The organism is Serratia sp. Sp408 (genome assembly GCF_057180665.1).
The window spans coordinates 1,147,787-1,165,714 of the sequence record NZ_JBXUFT010000001.1 but is presented as its reverse complement, the minus strand read 5'-3'; the positions used below and the strand labels follow the sequence as shown (position 1 = coordinate 1,165,714).

16 protein-coding genes are annotated in these 17,928 nt (G+C 56.9%); 5 read left to right on the top strand and 11 right to left on the bottom strand.

Features of this window, described 5'->3' with window-relative positions:
* The first annotated feature begins 67 nt into the window (after nucleotides 1-67).
* Genes AC2AXP_RS05525 through AC2AXP_RS05505 form a run of 5 tightly spaced genes read left to right on the top strand, consistent with a single transcriptional unit; the run spans nucleotide 68 to nucleotide 5,847 of the window.
* Nucleotides 68-2,140 carry a TonB-dependent hemoglobin/transferrin/lactoferrin family receptor gene (locus AC2AXP_RS05525; RefSeq protein ID WP_484381465.1) on the top strand — a complete coding sequence of 691 codons (2,073 nt, stop codon included), beginning with the start codon at nucleotides 68-70 and terminating at the stop codon, nucleotides 2,138-2,140.
* Between the two features lie 60 nt (nucleotides 2,141-2,200).
* A complete protein-coding gene (locus AC2AXP_RS05520) occupies nucleotides 2,201-3,235 on the top strand; it encodes a hemin-degrading factor (RefSeq protein WP_039992159.1) in 1,035 nt (344 codons plus the stop codon).
* Nucleotides 3,232-4,062, top strand: coding sequence for a heme/hemin ABC transporter substrate-binding protein (locus AC2AXP_RS05515; protein WP_004963611.1), 831 nt, complete (start codon nucleotides 3,232-3,234; stop codon nucleotides 4,060-4,062). Before AC2AXP_RS05520 ends, AC2AXP_RS05515 begins: the two co-directional genes overlap by 4 nt.
* Complete coding sequence (locus AC2AXP_RS05510) at nucleotides 4,062-5,066, top strand: FecCD family ABC transporter permease (protein WP_198773163.1); 1,005 nt, start codon at nucleotides 4,062-4,064, stop codon at nucleotides 5,064-5,066. Before AC2AXP_RS05515 ends, AC2AXP_RS05510 begins: the two co-directional genes overlap by 1 nt.
* Nucleotides 5,059-5,847, top strand: coding sequence for a heme ABC transporter ATP-binding protein (locus AC2AXP_RS05505; protein ID WP_484381464.1), 789 nt, complete (start codon nucleotides 5,059-5,061; stop codon nucleotides 5,845-5,847). Before AC2AXP_RS05510 ends, AC2AXP_RS05505 begins: the two co-directional genes overlap by 8 nt.
* A gap of 60 nt (nucleotides 5,848-5,907) precedes the next feature.
* On the opposite strand, the gene AC2AXP_RS05500 is transcribed toward AC2AXP_RS05505, so the two are convergent.
* From AC2AXP_RS05500 to arnB, 11 genes are all read right to left on the bottom strand, one after another.
* On the bottom strand, nucleotides 5,908-7,350 hold the full coding sequence (locus AC2AXP_RS05500; protein WP_484381463.1) for a protein adenylyltransferase SelO: 1,443 nt from the start codon (nucleotides 7,348-7,350) through the stop codon (nucleotides 5,908-5,910).
* A gap of 307 nt (nucleotides 7,351-7,657) precedes the next feature.
* The gene (locus tag AC2AXP_RS05495; RefSeq protein WP_449145473.1) at nucleotides 7,658-8,398 is read right to left on the bottom strand and encodes an EAL domain-containing protein; all 741 of its coding nucleotides are present in this window, start codon (nucleotides 8,396-8,398) and stop codon (nucleotides 7,658-7,660) included.
* 453 nt (nucleotides 8,399-8,851) lie between these two features.
* Nucleotides 8,852-9,865, bottom strand: a complete 1,014-nt coding sequence (gene lplA, locus AC2AXP_RS05490) for a lipoate--protein ligase (RefSeq protein ID WP_004963623.1) — start codon at nucleotides 9,863-9,865, stop codon at nucleotides 8,852-8,854.
* 80 nt (nucleotides 9,866-9,945) lie between these two features.
* Nucleotides 9,946-10,404 carry an NlpC/P60 family protein gene (locus AC2AXP_RS05485; RefSeq protein WP_004963628.1) on the bottom strand — a complete coding sequence of 153 codons (459 nt, stop codon included), beginning with the start codon at nucleotides 10,402-10,404 and terminating at the stop codon, nucleotides 9,946-9,948.
* A 118-nt stretch (nucleotides 10,405-10,522) separates the two neighbouring features.
* Nucleotides 10,523-10,915, bottom strand: a complete 393-nt coding sequence (arnF, locus tag AC2AXP_RS05480) for a 4-amino-4-deoxy-L-arabinose-phosphoundecaprenol flippase subunit ArnF (RefSeq protein ID WP_004963629.1) — start codon at nucleotides 10,913-10,915, stop codon at nucleotides 10,523-10,525.
* Nucleotides 10,912-11,256, bottom strand: coding sequence for a 4-amino-4-deoxy-L-arabinose-phosphoundecaprenol flippase subunit ArnE (arnE, locus tag AC2AXP_RS05475; RefSeq protein ID WP_004963631.1), 345 nt, complete (start codon nucleotides 11,254-11,256; stop codon nucleotides 10,912-10,914). Before arnE ends, arnF begins: the two co-directional genes overlap by 4 nt.
* Nucleotides 11,253-12,917 (bottom strand): lipid IV(A) 4-amino-4-deoxy-L-arabinosyltransferase, encoded by a 1,665-nt coding sequence (arnT, locus tag AC2AXP_RS05470; RefSeq protein WP_004963633.1) that lies wholly within the window; start codon nucleotides 12,915-12,917, stop codon nucleotides 11,253-11,255. The genes arnE and arnT overlap by 4 nt, the downstream gene beginning before the upstream one ends.
* Nucleotides 12,914-13,819, bottom strand: a complete 906-nt coding sequence (gene arnD, locus AC2AXP_RS05465; RefSeq protein WP_004963637.1) for a 4-deoxy-4-formamido-L-arabinose-phosphoundecaprenol deformylase — start codon at nucleotides 13,817-13,819, stop codon at nucleotides 12,914-12,916. The genes arnT and arnD overlap by 4 nt, the downstream gene beginning before the upstream one ends.
* Entirely contained in the window at nucleotides 13,816-15,798 is a 1,983-nt protein-coding gene (arnA, locus tag AC2AXP_RS05460) for a bifunctional UDP-4-amino-4-deoxy-L-arabinose formyltransferase/UDP-glucuronic acid oxidase ArnA (RefSeq protein WP_088499922.1), read from the bottom strand. The genes arnD and arnA overlap by 4 nt, the downstream gene beginning before the upstream one ends.
* The gene (gene arnC / locus AC2AXP_RS05455; RefSeq protein ID WP_449145469.1) at nucleotides 15,798-16,778 is read right to left on the bottom strand and encodes an undecaprenyl-phosphate 4-deoxy-4-formamido-L-arabinose transferase; all 981 of its coding nucleotides are present in this window, start codon (nucleotides 16,776-16,778) and stop codon (nucleotides 15,798-15,800) included. The genes arnA and arnC overlap by 1 nt, the downstream gene beginning before the upstream one ends.
* Nucleotides 16,765-17,919 (bottom strand): UDP-4-amino-4-deoxy-L-arabinose aminotransferase, encoded by a 1,155-nt coding sequence (gene arnB, locus AC2AXP_RS05450; protein WP_484381462.1) that lies wholly within the window; start codon nucleotides 17,917-17,919, stop codon nucleotides 16,765-16,767. Before arnB ends, arnC begins: the two co-directional genes overlap by 14 nt.
* Nucleotides 17,920-17,928 lie beyond the last annotated feature (9 nt).

Genomic DNA, 17,928 nt, shown 5'->3' with positions numbered 1-17,928 from the left:
CCCGATCGTTTGATCCAGGCAGCCAGCAAATCTATTGATATGTTTAACAGCATACGGAGAGTTGCCCATGCCTCTTATCTTTGCCACCAGACTACGCTTTTCAACCTTAAGTCTGGCTGTCGCCTGCGCGCTGCCGGCGATGGCTTTCGCCAATACCCCCGCCCGCACCCACGATGCGCCCACGAAAACGACCGTCAGTAAAGACGATACCCTCACCGTGGTCGCCACCGGTAATCAGCGCAGCAGTTTTGAAGCGCCGATGATGGTCACCGTCATTAACGGTGACAGCCCGGAAAGCCAGACCGCCTCCTCCGCCGCCGATATGCTGCGCAAGGTGCCCGGCATTACCGTCAGCGGCACTGGCCGCAGCAATGGGCAGGACGTTTCGATGCGCGGTTACGATCGGCGCGGCGTATTGATTCTGGTCGATGGTATCCGTCAGGGTACCGACACCGGTCACATCAACGGTACTTTTCTCGACCCAGGCCTGGTAAAACGGGTTGAGGTGGTACGCGGCCCGGCTGCGTTACTGTACGGCAGCGGCGCACTTGGCGGCGTAGTGTCTTATGAAACCGTCGATGCCGCCGATCTGCTGCTGCCGGGCCGTAACAGCGGCTACCGGGTCTTCGGCAACGCCGCCAGCGGCGATCACAGCCTGGGTATGGGCGCCAGCGCCTATGGGCGAACCGACACGCTTGACGGCCTGCTGTCATTCGGCACCCGCGACGTGGGTGACTTGCGTCAGGGCAACGGTTTCGATGCGCCCAATGACGAAACCATCAGCAATGTGTTGGCCAAAGGTACCTGGCGTATCGACGAAAACCAGTCGCTGAGCGGTAACCTGCGTTATTACAACAATCGTGCCCAGGAGCCCAAAAACCCGCAGGAGTCTGCCGCGTCCGCCAGCAATCTTATGACCGACCGCTCTACCATTCAACGCGACGGACAACTGAGCTATCAACTGAATCCGCTCGGCCAGCACTGGCTGGATGCCGAAGCCAAGGTGTATTACTCCGAAGTGCAGATCAACGCGCATACTGGCGGCAGTGAAGATGAGGCGCGCAAGCAGACCACACGTGGCGCCAAACTGGAAAACCGCACGCGTCTGTTCGTCGACAGCCCAGCATCCCACCTGTTCACCTATGGAACTGAAGCCTATAAGCAGGAACAAACGCCGGGTGGCGCAACCGAAAGCTTCCCACAGGCCGAGATCAAATTTGCTTCGATCTGGCTGCAGGATGAAATCACGCTGCGCGACTTGCCGGTATCGATTCTGGCCGGCACGCGTTACGACGATTATCAGGGGCAAAGTAACGGCTATGACGACGTCAACGCTGATAAATGGTCTTCGCGCGGAGCGCTCAGCATCACGCCGACCGACTGGCTGATGTTGTTCGGTTCCTATTCCCAGGCGTTCCGCGCGCCAACCATGGGCGAGATGTACAATGACTCCAAGCACTTTTCCATCCCGATGGGGCCGACCACCATTACCAACTATTGGGTGCCAAACCCAAACTTGAAACCGGAAACCAACGCCACGCAGGAATACGGTTTTGGTTTGCGCTTCGACGATCTGTTACTGGCTGATGACAATCTGCAATTCAAAGCCAGCTATTTTGATACCAAGGCCAAAGATTACATTTCCACCGGCGTCACCATGCAACTGGGACGCGGTCCAACTGGGCCATACTGCATTAGCTGCACCACCTATTCCACCAACATCGAACGCGCAAAGATCTGGGGTTGGGATGCCACTCTGAGTTACAAAACCAGAGGGTTTGGCTGGGATCTGTCCTATAACCGTACGCGCGGTAAAGACCAGGCCACCGGCGAATGGATCGCCAGCATCAACCCCGACACCGTCACCAGCACGCTGGACCTACCGATCGCCGATACCGGCCTGTCTACCGGCTGGGTTGCCACCTTTGCCCAGCGCGCCACACAGGTGCCGAGCGGCAGCGCACAGCAGGCCGGCTATGGCGTTAATGACTTCTACCTAAGCTATAAGGGTCGTGCCGAATGGCAAGGCGTCACCACCACCGTGGTGCTGGGCAATGCCTTCGACAAAGAATACTACTCGCCACTGGGCATTCCGCAGGATGGCCGCAACGCCAAACTGCTGGTCAGCTACCAGTGGTAATCACTTGATTATTCGGCGGGCCGGCACCCGCCACTCCCCTATTACGTCAGGAGAACACGGATGAATAACGCACTTTACACCCGCTATCAGCAAGCGAAAATCGACAACCCGGGTAAATATGCCCGCGATCTGGCGCAGCTGCTCAGCGTTAGCGAAGCGGAACTGACCCATGCTCGCGTCGGCCATGATGCTCGCCGCCTGCACAGCGACGCCCGCAGTCTGCTTACCCAGTTGGAGCAGGTCGGCGTCACCAAATCGATCACCCGTAACGCCTACGCGGTGCATGAACAACTGGGACGCTATCAGCACCAGCACCTGAACGGTCACGCCGGACTGATTCTCAATCCGCGCGAACTGGATCTGCGGCTGTTCCTCAACCAGTGGGCCAGCGCCTTCAGCCTGAGCGAAACCAATAAACGTGGCGTGCGCCACAGCATTCAATTTTTCGACCATCAGGGCGATGCCTTGCACAAGGTGTATACCACCGAAGAAACCGACCTTGCCGCCTGGATGGCGCTGGTAGAACGCCATGCCGGCGAAGACAATCCGCCACTGGCGTTGCAACCGGCGGCGACAAAAGCAGCCGACGCCACGCCGGACAACGCACAAATCGACCGCGAATGGCGCGCCATGACCGACGTGCACCAATTTTTCGCATTGCTCAACCGCCATCACCTGTCTCGCCAGCAGGCGTTTCGTGCCGTGGGCGACGACCTGGCTTATCAGGTGGATAACCAGGCGCTGGCGCAGATCCTCGCGGCGGCGCATCAGGCGCAGAATGAAATCATGATTTTTGTCGGCAACCGTGGCTGCGTGCAGATCTTCACCGGGCAAATTGAGCGTCTGATGCCGCAAGACGGCTGGATTAACGTGTTCAACCGGCGTTTTACCCTGCATCTGATCGGCGGAGCCATTGCCGAAAGCTGGATCACGCGCAAGCCGACCAAAGACGGCATCGTCACCAGCCTGGAGCTGTTTGCCGCCGACGGTACACAGATCGCCCAGTTATATGGTCAACGCACCGAAGGTCAGCCGGAACAGACCCAATGGCGTGAGCAGATTGCCGCTCTGCGCGCCAAGGACATCGCCGCATGAAAACCTCCATCATCCAGGCGTTGGCCCTGTGCACGACGCTGCTGTCGTTTGGTGCCACCGCGACGCAGCAGCGCATTGTTTCCATCGGCGGCGACGTCAGTGAAATCGTCTATGCGCTTGGTGCCGGCGATCGGCTGGTCGCACGCGACAGCACCAGCCTGTATCCTGCCGCACTGCAACAGCTGCCGGACGTCGGCTATATGCGACAGTTGAACACCGAGGGCATTCTGGCGCTGAAACCGACGCTGGTATTGTCCAGCGAACTGGCTCAACCAACCTTGGTGTTCAAACAGCTCGAGGAAAGCAAGGTGCCGGTGGTACTCATTCCCGGTGATACCACGCTGGATGCGGTGCCGGAAAAAATCAACGCCGTCGCCACCGCGTTGAATCTCCGCGCCGAGGGGCAAAAGCTGACCGAAGGCTATCGTCAGCAACTGGCGGCGGTCAACACCCAACCGCTGCCGGTCAAGGTGATGTTCGTGATGAGCCACGGTGGTATCACGCCGATGGCCGCCGGCCAGCAGACCGCCGCTGACGCGGTGATCCGCGCCGCCGGTCTGACCAACGCCATGCAAGGCTTTAACCATTATCGACCGCTGTCACAAGAAGGGGTTATTGCCAGTGCGCCCGACCTGTTGTTGGTGACCACCGACGGCGTGCAATCCCTCGGTGGGTTGCAGCAATTATGGCGTTTGCCAGGCATTGCCCTCACCCCGGCTGGCAAGCACCGTCACGTGCTGATCGTTGACGACATGGCGTTACTCGGCTTCGGCCTGCAAACACCGGCGGCGCTGGCCAAACTGCGTCACGCGGCGGAGCAGCGGTAATGCGCGCTCGGACCTCGCCATGTCTGGTGATTGGCGGTCTGTTGCTGGCGCTGACGCTATTGGCGCTGGTCGCCGCCAATTACGGCGCCCTGACGCTGTCGTTCACTACGCTATGGCAACAGCCATTCAGCGATACCGCCTGGCACATCTGGTTCAACATCCGCCTGCCACGTGTACTGCTGGCGGTGGTGATCGGGTGTGCACTGGCGGTGTCCGGCGCGGTGATGCAGGGGTTGTTCCGCAACCCGCTGGCGGATCCAAGCCTGCTGGGCATCAGCAGTGGCGGCGCGCTGTGCGTGGCGTTGGCGATTATCCTGCCACTGACCCTGCCGGTGGCCATCGCCTTGTACAGCCAGATGCTGGCGGCGTTTATCGGTAGCCTGCTGGTGTCATTATTGATCTACGGCATCAGCCGTAGCGGTCATGGCAGCCTGTCGCGTCTGCTGCTGGCGGGCATCGCCATCAACGCGCTGTGCATGGCGGCGATTGGCGTGCTGTCTTATATCAGCAGCGATCGGCAACTGCGGCAGTTTTCGCTGTGGATGATGGGCAGTCTCAACCAGTCGCAGTGGCCAACGCTGGCGATCGCCGCGTCGTTGATTCTGCCAGCCGCGTTACTGACGCTATTGCAGGCACGGCGTCTTAATCTGTTGCAGTTAGGCGATGAAGAAGCCCATTACCTCGGGGTAAACGTTAAGCGCGTCAAACTGCAACTGCTGTTGCTCAGTGCATTATTGACCGGTGCCGCGGTGGCGGTCAGTGGGGTAATCGGTTTTATCGGTCTGGTGGTACCGCACCTGGTGCGTATGCGCCTCGGCGGCGATCACCGTTGGCTGCTGCCTGCCTCGGCTCTGGGTGGTGCCTGTCTGCTGCTGGTCAGCGACACGCTGGCGCGTACTCTGGTCGCCCCGGCGGAAATGCCGGTGGGCTTGATGACCAGCCTGATCGGCGGCCCTTATTTCTTGTGGCTGGTGATACGCCAGCGGGAGAGACTCGGTGACTAGTGCCGCCTGCCTAACGGCACAACAGCTGCGTTATACACTCGGCAAGCGTCGTATCGTCAATGACGTTTCACTGAACATTGCCAGCGGTGAAATGGTAGCAATTATCGGCCCTAACGGCGCCGGTAAATCCACCCTGATGCGCCTGTTGACCGGTTATTTGCAGCCAAGCTGCGGGGAATGTCTGCTACTCGACCAGCCGTTGGAACACTGGCAGCCGACGTCACTGGCCAAGGTGCGGGCAGTGATGCGCCAGCACAGCAGTCTGGCGTTTCCGTTCAGCGTGCAAGACGTGATCGCCATGGGGCGCGCACCGCACGGCCGGCGAGATATGCAGCAGGCGCTGCAACAGGTGATGCAGCAGACCGACTGCCTAAGCCTGGCGCAACGCGATTATCGTCAGCTTTCAGGTGGAGAGCAGCAGCGGGTGCAGCTGGCACGGGTATTGGCGCAGCTATGGCAAGCGACTCCTTCGCCACGCTGGCTGTTTCTGGATGAACCGACCTCGGCGCTAGACTTGTACCATCAGCAACATACGCTGCGGCTACTGCGCTCGCTGACCCGACAGCAGCCGCTGGCGGTGTGTTGCGTACTGCACGATCTCAATCTGGCGGCACTGTATGCCGATCGCATTCTGCTTATGCATCAGGGACACCTGGTGGCCAGCGGTTCCCCGACAGAAGTATTGCAAGCCGAACAGCTCACCCGCTGGTATCAGGCAGACGTCGGGGTGATGGCGCATCCGGAAACGACATCATTACCGCAGATTTATCTGCGGCAATAACGCCAGACGCAGCAAGGTGATCAATGCCCTCGTCGCAGCGCGAGGCATTGATCCATCAGCTTAGCTCGAGCAGGATATTTCCAGGTGTTTGCCCCAATCCGGCGGCAGCGCGGCGAAATCCTCGTAACGCGGATCGTCGTCAAACGGCTTCAATAACGCCTGGTGCAAGCGTGCCAGTTTGCCAATGTCATCCTTCTGCGCCGCTTCGATCGCTTCCTGAGCCAGATAGTTACGCAAAATCAGCTTGGGATTCACCGCTTTCATCGCCCGTTGACGCTGTTCATCACTGATCTGCTCTTGCAACAAACGCTGGCGATACTGCAAATACCAGCGGTCGAACGCGTCACGGTCGATAAACTCGTCGCGCAGCGGCGAACGCGTTTGCAGTTGTTCAACCTCGCTTAGCAGACGGAAGGTTCGGGTATAATCTCGCCCCTCTGCCGTCATCAGGCTCAGCAGGCCGGTCAGCAAATCGTTGTCCTGCTTCTCCTGGCTGAAGAAGCCGAGCTTGGCGCGCATCTTGTCACCATAGGCCTGCATTAATGCCGGTTCAAAGGCCGCCAGCGCCGCTTCCAACTGCTCGACACGCATCAGTCCGGAGAGCGTCTGAGCCAGACGATGCAGATTCCACAGCGCCACCGCCGGCTGATTGTCAAAGGCATAACGCCCCTGATGATCCGAATGGTTGCAGATGTAACCCGGCTGATAGTCGTCAAGGAAACCATATGGACCATAATCGATGGTAATCCCCAGGATCGACATATTGTCGGTATTCATCACCCCATGGGCAAAACCGACGGTCTGCCAGTCGGCCATCAGACGCGCGGTGCGCTCAACCACCTCGGTAAACCACAGCAGATATTTGTCGGCGCTGTCGGCTAATGCAGGCCAATGGCGGGCGATCACGAAATCCGCCAACTGGCGAACCTGCTCCGGCTGTTTACGGTAATAAAAATGTTCAAAGTGGCCGAATCGCACATGGCTTTCCGCTATGCGCATCAGCATCGCACCGCGCTCCGGCTGCTCGCGATACACCGGTTGGTCGCTGGTGACGATGGTCAGCGCACGGCTGGTAGGGATCCCCAGATGATGCATCGCTTCCGAAGCAAGAAACTCACGCACCACCGAGCGTAATACGGCACGGCCATCGCCCATACGCGAGTACGGCGTTAAACCTGCGCCCTTGAGATGCCAGTCCATGCTGCGGCCATCCGGCAAACGCTGCTCGCCGAGCAAAATGCCGCGACCGTCGCCCAATTGCCCGGCCCATACGCCAAACTGATGCCCACTATAGACCTGTGCCAGCGGTTGCATGCCCGGAAGCAGCCGCTCGCCGGCCCACACCGGCACATTGTCTGGCGTAAACCAACTGTCATCCAATCCCAGCTCATGCGCCAGCGGCTCGCTGTGATACAGCAAACGCGCTCCCTGCAACGGGGTTGGGGTTAATTCTGTGTAGAAACCAGGCAATTGCTGGTGGTATGCGTTTTCGAACTGCGGCATAGGCCCTCCGTTCACTGTAGTGTAGAGCCAGAATGCGCTGATTAACACCGAGGAAATGCAGGGGATACCCGCCGCCGCACAGGCAGTTACGGCTAAATCAGGCTTTGCGCGGCATCCGTGTGCAGGTAACGGTGACGGTGCTGGCAGAATATATTTGCACGCTGAAAGGTTGACGACGAATAACAACTCACAACGGAAGGAAAAACGCTGCCCGGCTCCCTATTCCGCTGCTGCGTACTGTTTAACCTCACGATAGCAAACGCCACCTCGACGGCTCGCTATGGACAGCCCATCACACTATAAATAACTATTGTTTTTCTCTGTTAAACACCTCGGGAACCGGGTGTAGCGAATCAAGATTATCCACACTGACGCTAGGCCATAAAAAACCTTGCAGGCCAAAAACCTCGGCATCAATCAGTTTATCAAAGTGGTGTTTATCTTCTATTCCGTCGACGATCGTTCCGTGGCAAAGTAAATTGATATTCTTTAATAACGAATCAATTATCATGTCATAGCCTTGGTGAGCAAACAGCTGCCAATAAAATCGCCGGTCTATTTTCACGTAGTCAAACAGGCCATCATACAACGCATTTAGCGGTGCCTTGCCGGAGCCAAAGTCATCCAGCCATAGCGTAAACCGCTCACTGAGCCAGCAAAGCGTGACATTTTTTTTCCCTGCTGACAGTTGCGGAAAACCCTCACTGATTTCTAACACCATAAACGGTAAACGTTGCAAGCGCTGAGCAACATGCCGGTCATTAACGATCAGTTCTGCTACGCTTTGTTCGATATTGATACTCAATAACACCTGATGTTCAATAAACCATGATGCGTATTGCTCTATTAACAGCAGTTGTTCATTAAATAGCGCAACTCTCTGCCGGGGAGTTAATAAGCCAACCCCAATTTCCGTTGGCATTGCCAGATCGCCGTCAAGGCTGTCGAATCGGCTCAAGATTTCTACCGCTAACAACCGTCCATCGCTAGAATAAATCGGTTGGAAAACATAGCGACTAATAAAGTCGGCTTCAAATTGGATTTTCATTTTAATGCCAGAGGCCAAATGGCGAGCATCTCATCGTATATCAATATATTTTATCGATCAATCCCTGTAAGATTAATCGGAAATATCAATGTAAATACCAATAAAATCGGTTTTAATTGATAGTTCAAGGCTATATCTGATACGCCGTGTGGTGGTTAAGAATAGCCTACACTTAAGACAAACGGGCGCGTCAACGTCGATTTACCATCGATATTTCACTTAAGTGATATAACTGTGCTGACAATTTGACTTAGCCATCTTGTTTTTATTAGAAAAATCGGCATGATTTTAAGAAATATCTCAGGCGGCATTTTTTATCATCTGTGCGTTTAACGTTACAATTGATTAAAACTGATTACATATCAATTTCAGCGTTTATTCTTGACATTGAATTCGATAAAAAATGCTCGCCTTGCTTTTTGCCAATCTTGTGCTCTTAATCTGCCGCTACGGTTATTTAATCACCTCGCTCAGCCAACGTTGCAGTTGCTGCAGTTCGGTTGCCTGCTGCGGATAATCTGCCAACAACCGCTGACAGCACGCAGCCACCGCGTCGCTGCGGTAGGCACAACCCACCAGCAAGCCGGCCAACTGCTGTAACGGCGCCGGTTGCAGGCTATCACTGAAAATTTGCGCGCGAGTGATTGCACCCTGTTCGACGTCGAAAAAGATATCTACCCCGCCCCAGCTAAAGCGTTCATTGAGCAGATGACTGAACGCCGGCGCTTTGCCAAAATTCCACTGCCAGCTGCTTTGCTTGGCAAACTGATCGGCAAAGTTGGGCAAGTCGGGGAACGCGTCGGGGGAAATCACCTCCGCCGTTGCGCTGCTGCCGTAGTAGGCAAAAAAGGTCTGAATAATCGCCTCGCACACCTGTTGATGAGTAATGTCGGGGGCAAACTCCGCCAGATTGGCGACCCGTGAACGCACCGAGGTGATACCTTTAGCCTGCAGTTTTTTCGGATCGGGATTCAGATAATCAGCTAGCCGGTTAAGATCGGCATTCAGCAGCAACGTACCATGGTGAAAACCGCGATCTGCGGTTTCGCGGTAGGCTGAACCAGAAATCTTGCGAATGCCGTCGGCGGTCTCAATCACCAGATCGTTGCGCCCCGACGCGCTGGCGTTAATTCCCAGTCGTGACAATGCCTGTAAAATAATGTTGGTCGATACCGCTTTGTCGTAACCCGGTTTGCCGGCCATAAAGGTAAAACAGGTGTTACCAAGATCGTGGAACACCGCGCCGCCACCGCTACTGCGGCGTGCCAGGCGGATACCGTCTTGCTCCATCCGCCGGGTATTGCACTCTTTCCACGGGTTTTGCGACTGGCCTATCACCACCGTTTCAGCATTGCGCCACAGGAACAGTATCACTTGCGAGTTCATCTCGCGGAAAATGCACTCCTCCACCGCCAGATTGAACCAGGGATCGTAAGAGTCGGAAATCAATAAACGCAGGGAGGTCATGGCAGTCACCGCTGAAGTAAACAGGAGATGCTGCCATTATATCGGAAAACAACGGGTTAACTTATCGAAAAAGGCGCGGATCAGATGCGGCGCGCCTGCCAGTAGACCTTTTTCCAGTAGACGTTATCCAGCGAGGAGCGGATCACGCCACGGCTGGTGGAGGCGTGAATAAATTGATCGTTGGTATCATAAATGCCGACGTGCAGACCGTTTTCACCGTGACCGGTTTTGAAAAACACCAGGTCGCCCGGCAGCAGCTCATCGCGCGACACCTTGGTGCCCAGCTCGGTTTGCGCTTCGGTCGAACGCGGCAGTTGCATATCGAAACGGTCGCGGAAGGTTCGATAGACGAAGCCGGAACAATCGACGCCGCCGCGATCCAGCCCGCCGTAACGGTACGGTGTACCGTGCCATTGACGTAACTGTTCGTTTAACTGCGCCACGACCACGATCGAATCCGCCAGTTTGCCGCTGGGCGGTGGTGCGTGACTGCTGCAACCGGCCAGAACCAGGCTGACCAGTAAAAATAGTGTACGCATCCTACATATCCCTTTATTGAATCCGTTGCCACATGCTTTTGGGCATAATTTATCCCTCGTACGAGGAAAAAGGCAAGCGTGATGAAGATGATAAGCGGCACGGTACGTTTTTTTTGCGTTAATCGGCAGGTTTGTTTGCGCCACCGCGGGTAATTAGCCAGACGCCGAACAGGATGCAGAGGGTTCCCAACGTTTTCAGCAGCGTCGCCGATTCATTGAACCACGGCAGCGCCACCGCGGCCAGATAGACCAGCGCATAGCTGATGCTGAGCAAGGGATAAGCGCGGTTTAACGGCAAATGCCGCAAGGCAAAAAACCAGCACAGCATCGATAGGGCATAACCGAAAACCCCGCCACTGACTGCCAGCAACGGCAGCGCGTGCTGGCGTAGCAATATCAGCACGCCGTCGGCAAACAGCACCAGTGGCAGTTGCACCATGCCCCACTTCATCAGCAATTGCGCCAGCGTAACCAGCAGTACGCTGGCGATGCCCCATCCATAGCCTTTCATGGTGCAAGACTCATCAGCACAATCCCCAACACGATCGATGCCACGCCGCACCAGTGTCGTAACGTGGTCGGTTCATGGAATAGCCATCGCGCTGCCAGCGTCACCGCAACCACATTCAAGCTGAGCATCGGGTACGCCACGCTGAGCGGCAGCCGCTGCAACACGCCGAGCCACACCAGCATCCCCAGCGCCAGCAGCAGCAAGGCCAATGCCAGCCAGCGCAGCGCGTGGCGGCGACGCAGCTCAACCGGCAACAACCAGCAACGCGCTGCCTGCTTCTGGCACAGCTGGCCGGCACAGGTCAGCAGGCAGGCCGCCAGCACCAACAGATAGCCGGTCATGGCTGTTGCTGATACCACAGCAGCGCAAACCGGTTCATCAACTGCAGTTGATCGGCGGGTGGCAGGTTGGCCGGCACACTTTCCCCGCGGGACAGCTGTAACACCAGCGAAACGTTGCCTTGCCGACGAGCCTGAGCCAGCCACTGCGGGAAATCGGCATCGCTGACGAAACGGCTACGCGCATCCTGGTAATCCAACCCGTAGCTGACTTCGCCCTTTTCGCTGTACATCAATACGTCGCTACGCTTGAGCTGCCAGGCCAAACCGGCGGCCAGCCCAACGCTGTCGCTCAAAACATAACGGCTGTGCGCCAGCACATCCTGATTGGCTCGAATAAAGTTCTGCGGCTGTTTGGAGTCAATGACCTGTTGCGGGATGGTATAACCGATCAGCAAACACAGCAGCAGCGGGCAGGCTGCCGCCCAGCTCCAGCGTCTGGTGCCGTCACGCACCGATACCACGGCAAACAGCAGCCAGCCGGTGAAGGCGATGATACCGAGGATGATCTTTGGCCATTCCTGCTGGCTAAACAGATGCAGGCGCGGCAACAACCCAAGACCTATAGCCAGCAAGGCTCCTATCCCCAGCAGGCCAAATGCCCCATTGAGCAGTGCATTGATTCTGAACACGCGATGGTGCAACGCGGCGACGGCGTCCTCGGCATAGGCGGCCATCAGCAACGCCAACGGCGCCATACACGGCAGAATATAGGTTGGCAATTTGCCCTTGGCGATGCTGAAGAAAATCAGTGGCATTACCACCCAGCTCAACAGGAACAACAGTTCCGGACGCCTGGCTCGTTCACGCCAGCCTTTCAGCAACGCCCCCGGCAGCAACGCCAACCACGGCAGCACGCCGGCCATCAATACCGGCAGGTAATACCAGAATGGCGCCTTATGTTGCGCATTGTCTTCGGCAAAACGCTGAATATGTTCAATCCAGAAAAAATAGTGCCAGAAATCCGGCTCGCGCTCGGCAATGGCCAACGCCCACGGCAGGCTGAGCAACGCCGCTGTCACGATTGCCAATGGGCCGTAAATCAGCAATTCGCGCCAACGCCGCTGCATAATGGCAATCGGCAACACCGCGATCACCGGTACCGCCAGCGCCAGGAACCCTTTGGTCATAAAGCCCATGCCGCAGGCCAGCCCCAGCAGCAGATAGCCGCCCAATTTTCCCTTGATGGTAGTGGCTTGCAGCGTCAGATAGTAACTGGCCATCGCAGCGGTCAGCCACAGCGCGATCATCGGGTCAAGCACGCTGTAAGTGCCGATGCTGAACACCAACACCATCGACATGAATATCAGCGTCGCCAGGCTGGCGCGCCGGATATTGCGCCACATCAACCAGCCCAGGCTAAACACCAGCAACGCGGTAATACCGGTACTGAACACCGAGGCGAAACGCACGGCAAAATTGCTGTCACCAAACAACCATTGGCTAATGTTATTCAACCAATAGCCGGCCACCGGTTTTTCGAAATAGCGCAAACCAAGCAGGTTTGGTACCACCCAATCGCCACGTTGCAGCATTTCGCGGCTGATTTCGGCATAACGGGTTTCATCCGGCTGCCACAATAGACGGCCGTTGAGCGGCAGCAGATACACCAGAGCAAAAAACAGGGTCAGCAATCCACCCCAAATATTCTTACATGCCTTCATTCATCATCCTTTAATGCGCTTTGACAGCCTAACCAGCCTTCTCGCCCAGGAAACGGCGAGCGGATGACACGGCCCGCCGGCAGCGTGGTGAGATCCTGTGGCAACAGCCGGCTCAGCGGACAAAATTCAATCCCCTGCCGCTGCGCCCGTTGCAATAGCTGTTCGAACATCGCCGCCTGCGACATGCCTTCCACTTCCGCATGAATGGTGTATACCGACACGCCTCGCTGGTTTTCCATCAACTGCAAAATATAATCGTTAAAGTTCGCCAGGCTGGTCTCGCTGCCAATCACTTCATCAAACGTCGGCAGCGTCACCGGAATTTGTACCGTACCGAAGCGCCCGTTACTCAACTGCGGGCGGAACGGCTGCGTACCGCGGCAATCGCTGTTGTAGTGAAAACCGAAGCGCTGTTTGACATCCAGCACCCGCGTATCGGCACGCCAACCGGCCGCCGCGGAGCATTTTACCGGCTGGCCAATGGCCGCCGTCAGCGCATCCTGCCCCAGTTGGATCTGCCGCGTCAGTTCGGCGTCGCTCCAGCGACCGGCGTTGGCCTGCCAGCGCTGATGATCCCAGGCATGTAGCCCCACTTCATGACCGGCGTCGACGGTCTGCTTCATCAACGGCGCCAGCGAGCGGCCAATTTTCCGCCCCGGCCAGGCGGTGCCGGCCAGCAGAATATCCCAGCCGTACAGCGCCGCCGCGTTCGAACGCAGCATCTTCCACAAAAATCGTGGCCGCAACAGGCGCCATAGGTGGCGCCCCATATTATCCGGCCCGACGCTGAAGAAGATGCTGGCCTGAATCTGATACTGCTCAAACAGACTCAGCAAACGCGGCACACCGTCACGGGTGCCGCTAAAGGTATCGACGTCAACGCGTAAGCCGACGCGCTTCATGTCACCTTACCTGCCTCTGCGGTGGTACGCAGGAAGTAATCCAGCGTATCGGCCACGGTCTGCTGCATGGCGATGGTGGGCTGCCAGTCCAATAGACGACGGGCGTTTTTAATGCTCGGCGTTCGGTGTTCAACGTCCTGATAACCCTTGCCGTAGTAGCTGCTGCTTTCCACGTCTTTGAAACCGGCAAACGGCGGGAAGCGATCGCGCAACGGGTGATTATTGAAGCTTTCCAGCAGCATTTCCGCCAGTTCGCGGATGCTGGCCTCGTTGGTTGGATTGCCGATATTGACGATCTGGCCATCGCAACGACCATCGCGGTTTTCGATAATACGGAACAGCGCCTCGATACCGTCATTGATGTCGGTAAAGCAGCGCTTTTGCGCCCCACCGTCCACCAGCTTGATCGGCGAACCTTCCACCAGGTTCAAAATCAGTTGGGTGATGGCGCGCGACGAACCGATACGCGCCGCATCCAGGTTATCCAGGCGCGGCCCCATCCAGTTGAACGGACGGAACAGCGTGAAACGCAGCCCTTCCTTCACGCCGTAGGCCCAGATAACCCGATCCAGCAACTGTTTGGATACCGAATAAATCCAGCGTTGCTTATTGATAGGCCCGACAATCAGACGTGAAGTGTCTTCATCAAACTGTTTATCGTCGCACATGCCGTACACTTCGGACGTTGACGGGAAGATGATGCGCTTGTTGTACTTCACGCAATCACGCACAATTTTCAGGTTCTCTTCAAAATCGAGTTCGAACACTCGTAGCGGATTGCGGGTGTATTCGATTGGCGTCGCGATGGCCACCAGTGGCAGCACCACGTCGCATTTCTTGATGTGATATTCGATCCATTCCGAATGAATACTGATATCACCCTCGACAAAGTGGAAGTGCGGATTGCCCATAAAGCGGCTGATGGCATCTGAACCGATATCCAGGCCGTAAATCTCATAGCTATCTTCACGCAGCAGACGCTCGGTCAAATGGTTGCCGATAAAACCGTTAACTCCCAGAATCAGCACCCGCGTTCTGCGTTGCACCACGCTGTCCGGCTTCGCCGCCAGACGCGCATCAACCATGATGCCCATCTCCTGCGCCAGTCGACCGCCTTGCACGTACAGGCCAGCTTCGTTTTGCCCGGCGATGATTTCCAGCGCACCGTCACCACAGGCGACCACCAGCGGCGCATTGCTCAGTACCGTGCCCGGCTGTTTGTCATGCTGAATATCCAGCACGCGGGAGCGCCACACCGTCATTTTACGCTGGCCGAGATAGCTGAACGCCCCGGGATACGGTTCGGTCACCGCGCGCACCAGATTGTGGATCTCGGCGGCGCTTTTATGCCAGTGGATCTCGCCGTCTGCCGGCGTACGGCGGCCAAAGTAACTGGCCTCGGCTTCGTTTTGCGTGCTGAAGGTCGCCGTACCGTTTTTTAGCTTCGGCAACGCTTCGCGCAGCACCACCTGTGCGGCTTCGCACACTTTGCGATGCAGCGTCAGTGCGGTGTCATCGGCGGAAATCGCCACCGCATGCTGGGCGACGATATCGCCGGCGTCCGCGCGCTTGACCATTTTATGCAGCGTGGCGCCGGTTTCCCGTTCGCCGTTAACCAGCGCCCAGTTGATCGGCGCCCGGCCACGGTAGCGCGGCAGCAGCGAGCCATGCAGGTTGAAACCGCCCTGCGGGGCCAGAGACAGTATCTCGTCGCTGAGCAGGTTACGGTAATAGAACGAGAAAATGATGTCAGGCTGTAACTCGCGCAGCCGTTCAACCCACAACGGGTGATTGACGTCCTCCGGCGCGTACACCGGCAAATTCAACTCGGCGCCAATGCGCGCAACGGAAGAGAAGAAGTTGTTCTCACCAGGATCGTCGGTATGTGTAAATACCGCCTGAATATCATAACCCGCTTCAGTCAACGCCTTCAGACCGGCGCAGCCAATATCATGGTAAGCAAATACAATAGCTTTCATCATTCTTCTTCCTGAGTGTTGTGGTCATGCTGTTTACCGACCACTTTTTGAACAAAGTAACGCGGACGAGCACGCACGTCGTTGTAGATACGACCGATGTACTCCCCCAATAACCCCATGCCGACAAACTGTGCGCCAATAAAGGTGAACAACACCGCAAACAGGGTAAACACCCCGCCCGCCGCCCATTCAGGCCCCAACAGCAAACGCATGACGATCAATATCACCGCCAGTAAAAAACCTGACAGCGCCACCACGCTGCCCACCACGCTGAGCAAACGTAACGGCGTGGTGGTCAGACAGGTGATCAGGTCATACATCAGGTTGATCAGCTTCATCAGGCTGTATTTGGAGTCGCCGAATTCACGCTCGGCGTGAGTCACCTGAATCTCGGTGGTGCGGCGTGCAAAGGTATTGGCCAAAATGGGAATAAAGGTGCTGCGCTCATGACAATGCAGCATCGCTTCAACAATGTGACGACGGTAAGCGCGCAACATGCAGCCGTAATCACCCATCGATTTACCGGTAGCACGCTGGATCATCATGTTGATTACCCGCGAGGCGCTTTTGCGGAACCAGGAGTCGCGACGGTTGGCGCGAACCGTGCCAACCACGTCATACCCTTGCTCGGCGACGCTCACCAGCCGCGGAATTTCTTCTGGCGGATTTTGCAAATCGGCGTCGAGGGTAATCACCAGATCGCCGCTAACCTGATTAAAACCGGCCATGATGGCCGAATGCTGGCCATAGTTACGGTTCAGCAATACGGCAATCACACAACTGCCTGACTGTTCGGCTGCGGCGGTCAGCAGTTCAGCCGAGTCATCGTTGCTGCCATCGTCCACCAGAATGATTTCATAAGGCTGCGACAGCTGTTTACAGGCGGCGCCAGTCCGTGCCAGCAATGCCGGCAGGCTTTCCTGCTCATTGAATACCGGGATGACCACGGACACTTTTTTAATCGGTTCAACGCGTGACACGGGAAAACTCCACAATAGAAAACAGGCTATTGACCACGCGATCGACATCTGCGTCGGTCATATCGGGGAACAGCGGCAGCGTACACAGGCGGGCAGAGTTCCATTCGGTATTGGGCAGCGACAGTTGCGGGTAGCGTTCGCGGTAGAACTTCTGCGTGTGCGCGGCACGGAAATGCAGACCACTGCCGATGCCCTGCGCCTGCAGGCGTTCCATCAGAGTGTCACGATCGATACCGCAGCGTTCGGCATCAACGCGCACCATAAACAGGTGCCAGGCGTGATGATGCGGATAGTTTGGCTGGCCAAGCGGCTGGAATGGCGAATCCTGTAGCGCGGCCAGATAGCGCTGCGCCAGTTCGCTACGCCGCGCGTTCAACTGCGGCAGACGCTGCAATTGCACCACCGCAATGGCTGCGTGAATGTCCGAGAGGTTGTACTTGTAACCGGGTTCCACCACTTCCGCCTGCGGCTTGCGCCCCTGACGTTGCCGATCGAAGGCATCGACGCCCAGCCCATGAAACTTCAGGCTGCGCAGGCGTTCAGCCAGCGCGTCATCATCGGTGGCGATCAGGCCGCCTTCGGCACAGGTAAGGTTTTTGATCGCATGGAAAGAGAAGATTGCCGTGCCCTGAGCGCCGACCCATTGATGGTGGTAGCGGGCGCCAACCGCATGCGCCGCATCTTCTACCAGCGGCAGATTATGGCGTTGCGCCACGGCGCGCAGTGCGTCCAGCGGCAACGGCGCGCCGGCATAATGGACCGGCACGATCGCTTTGGTTCTGGGGGTAATTGCCGCTTCGACGTCGGCGGCGCTGACCATCAGCGTTTCGCGATCGACATCGATCATTACCGGCGTTGCGCCAAGCAGTTCAATCATGTTGAGGGTGGACACCCAGGTCTGCGACGGGGTGATCACTTCATCACCCGCGCCCACGCCGAGTGCCATCAGTACAAGATGCATACCGGCGGTAGCGGAACACACGGCAACGGCATGCCGACAACCGAAGGTGTGGCAGAAATCCTGCTCCAGCCGTTGGTTCTGTGGGCCGGTGGTGATCCAGCCTGAACGCAATACTTTTTCGACCGCCGCAATTTCTAGCTCACCTATTGCCGGGCGTGAAAAAGGCAGGAATTGTTCCATAGTTAACCC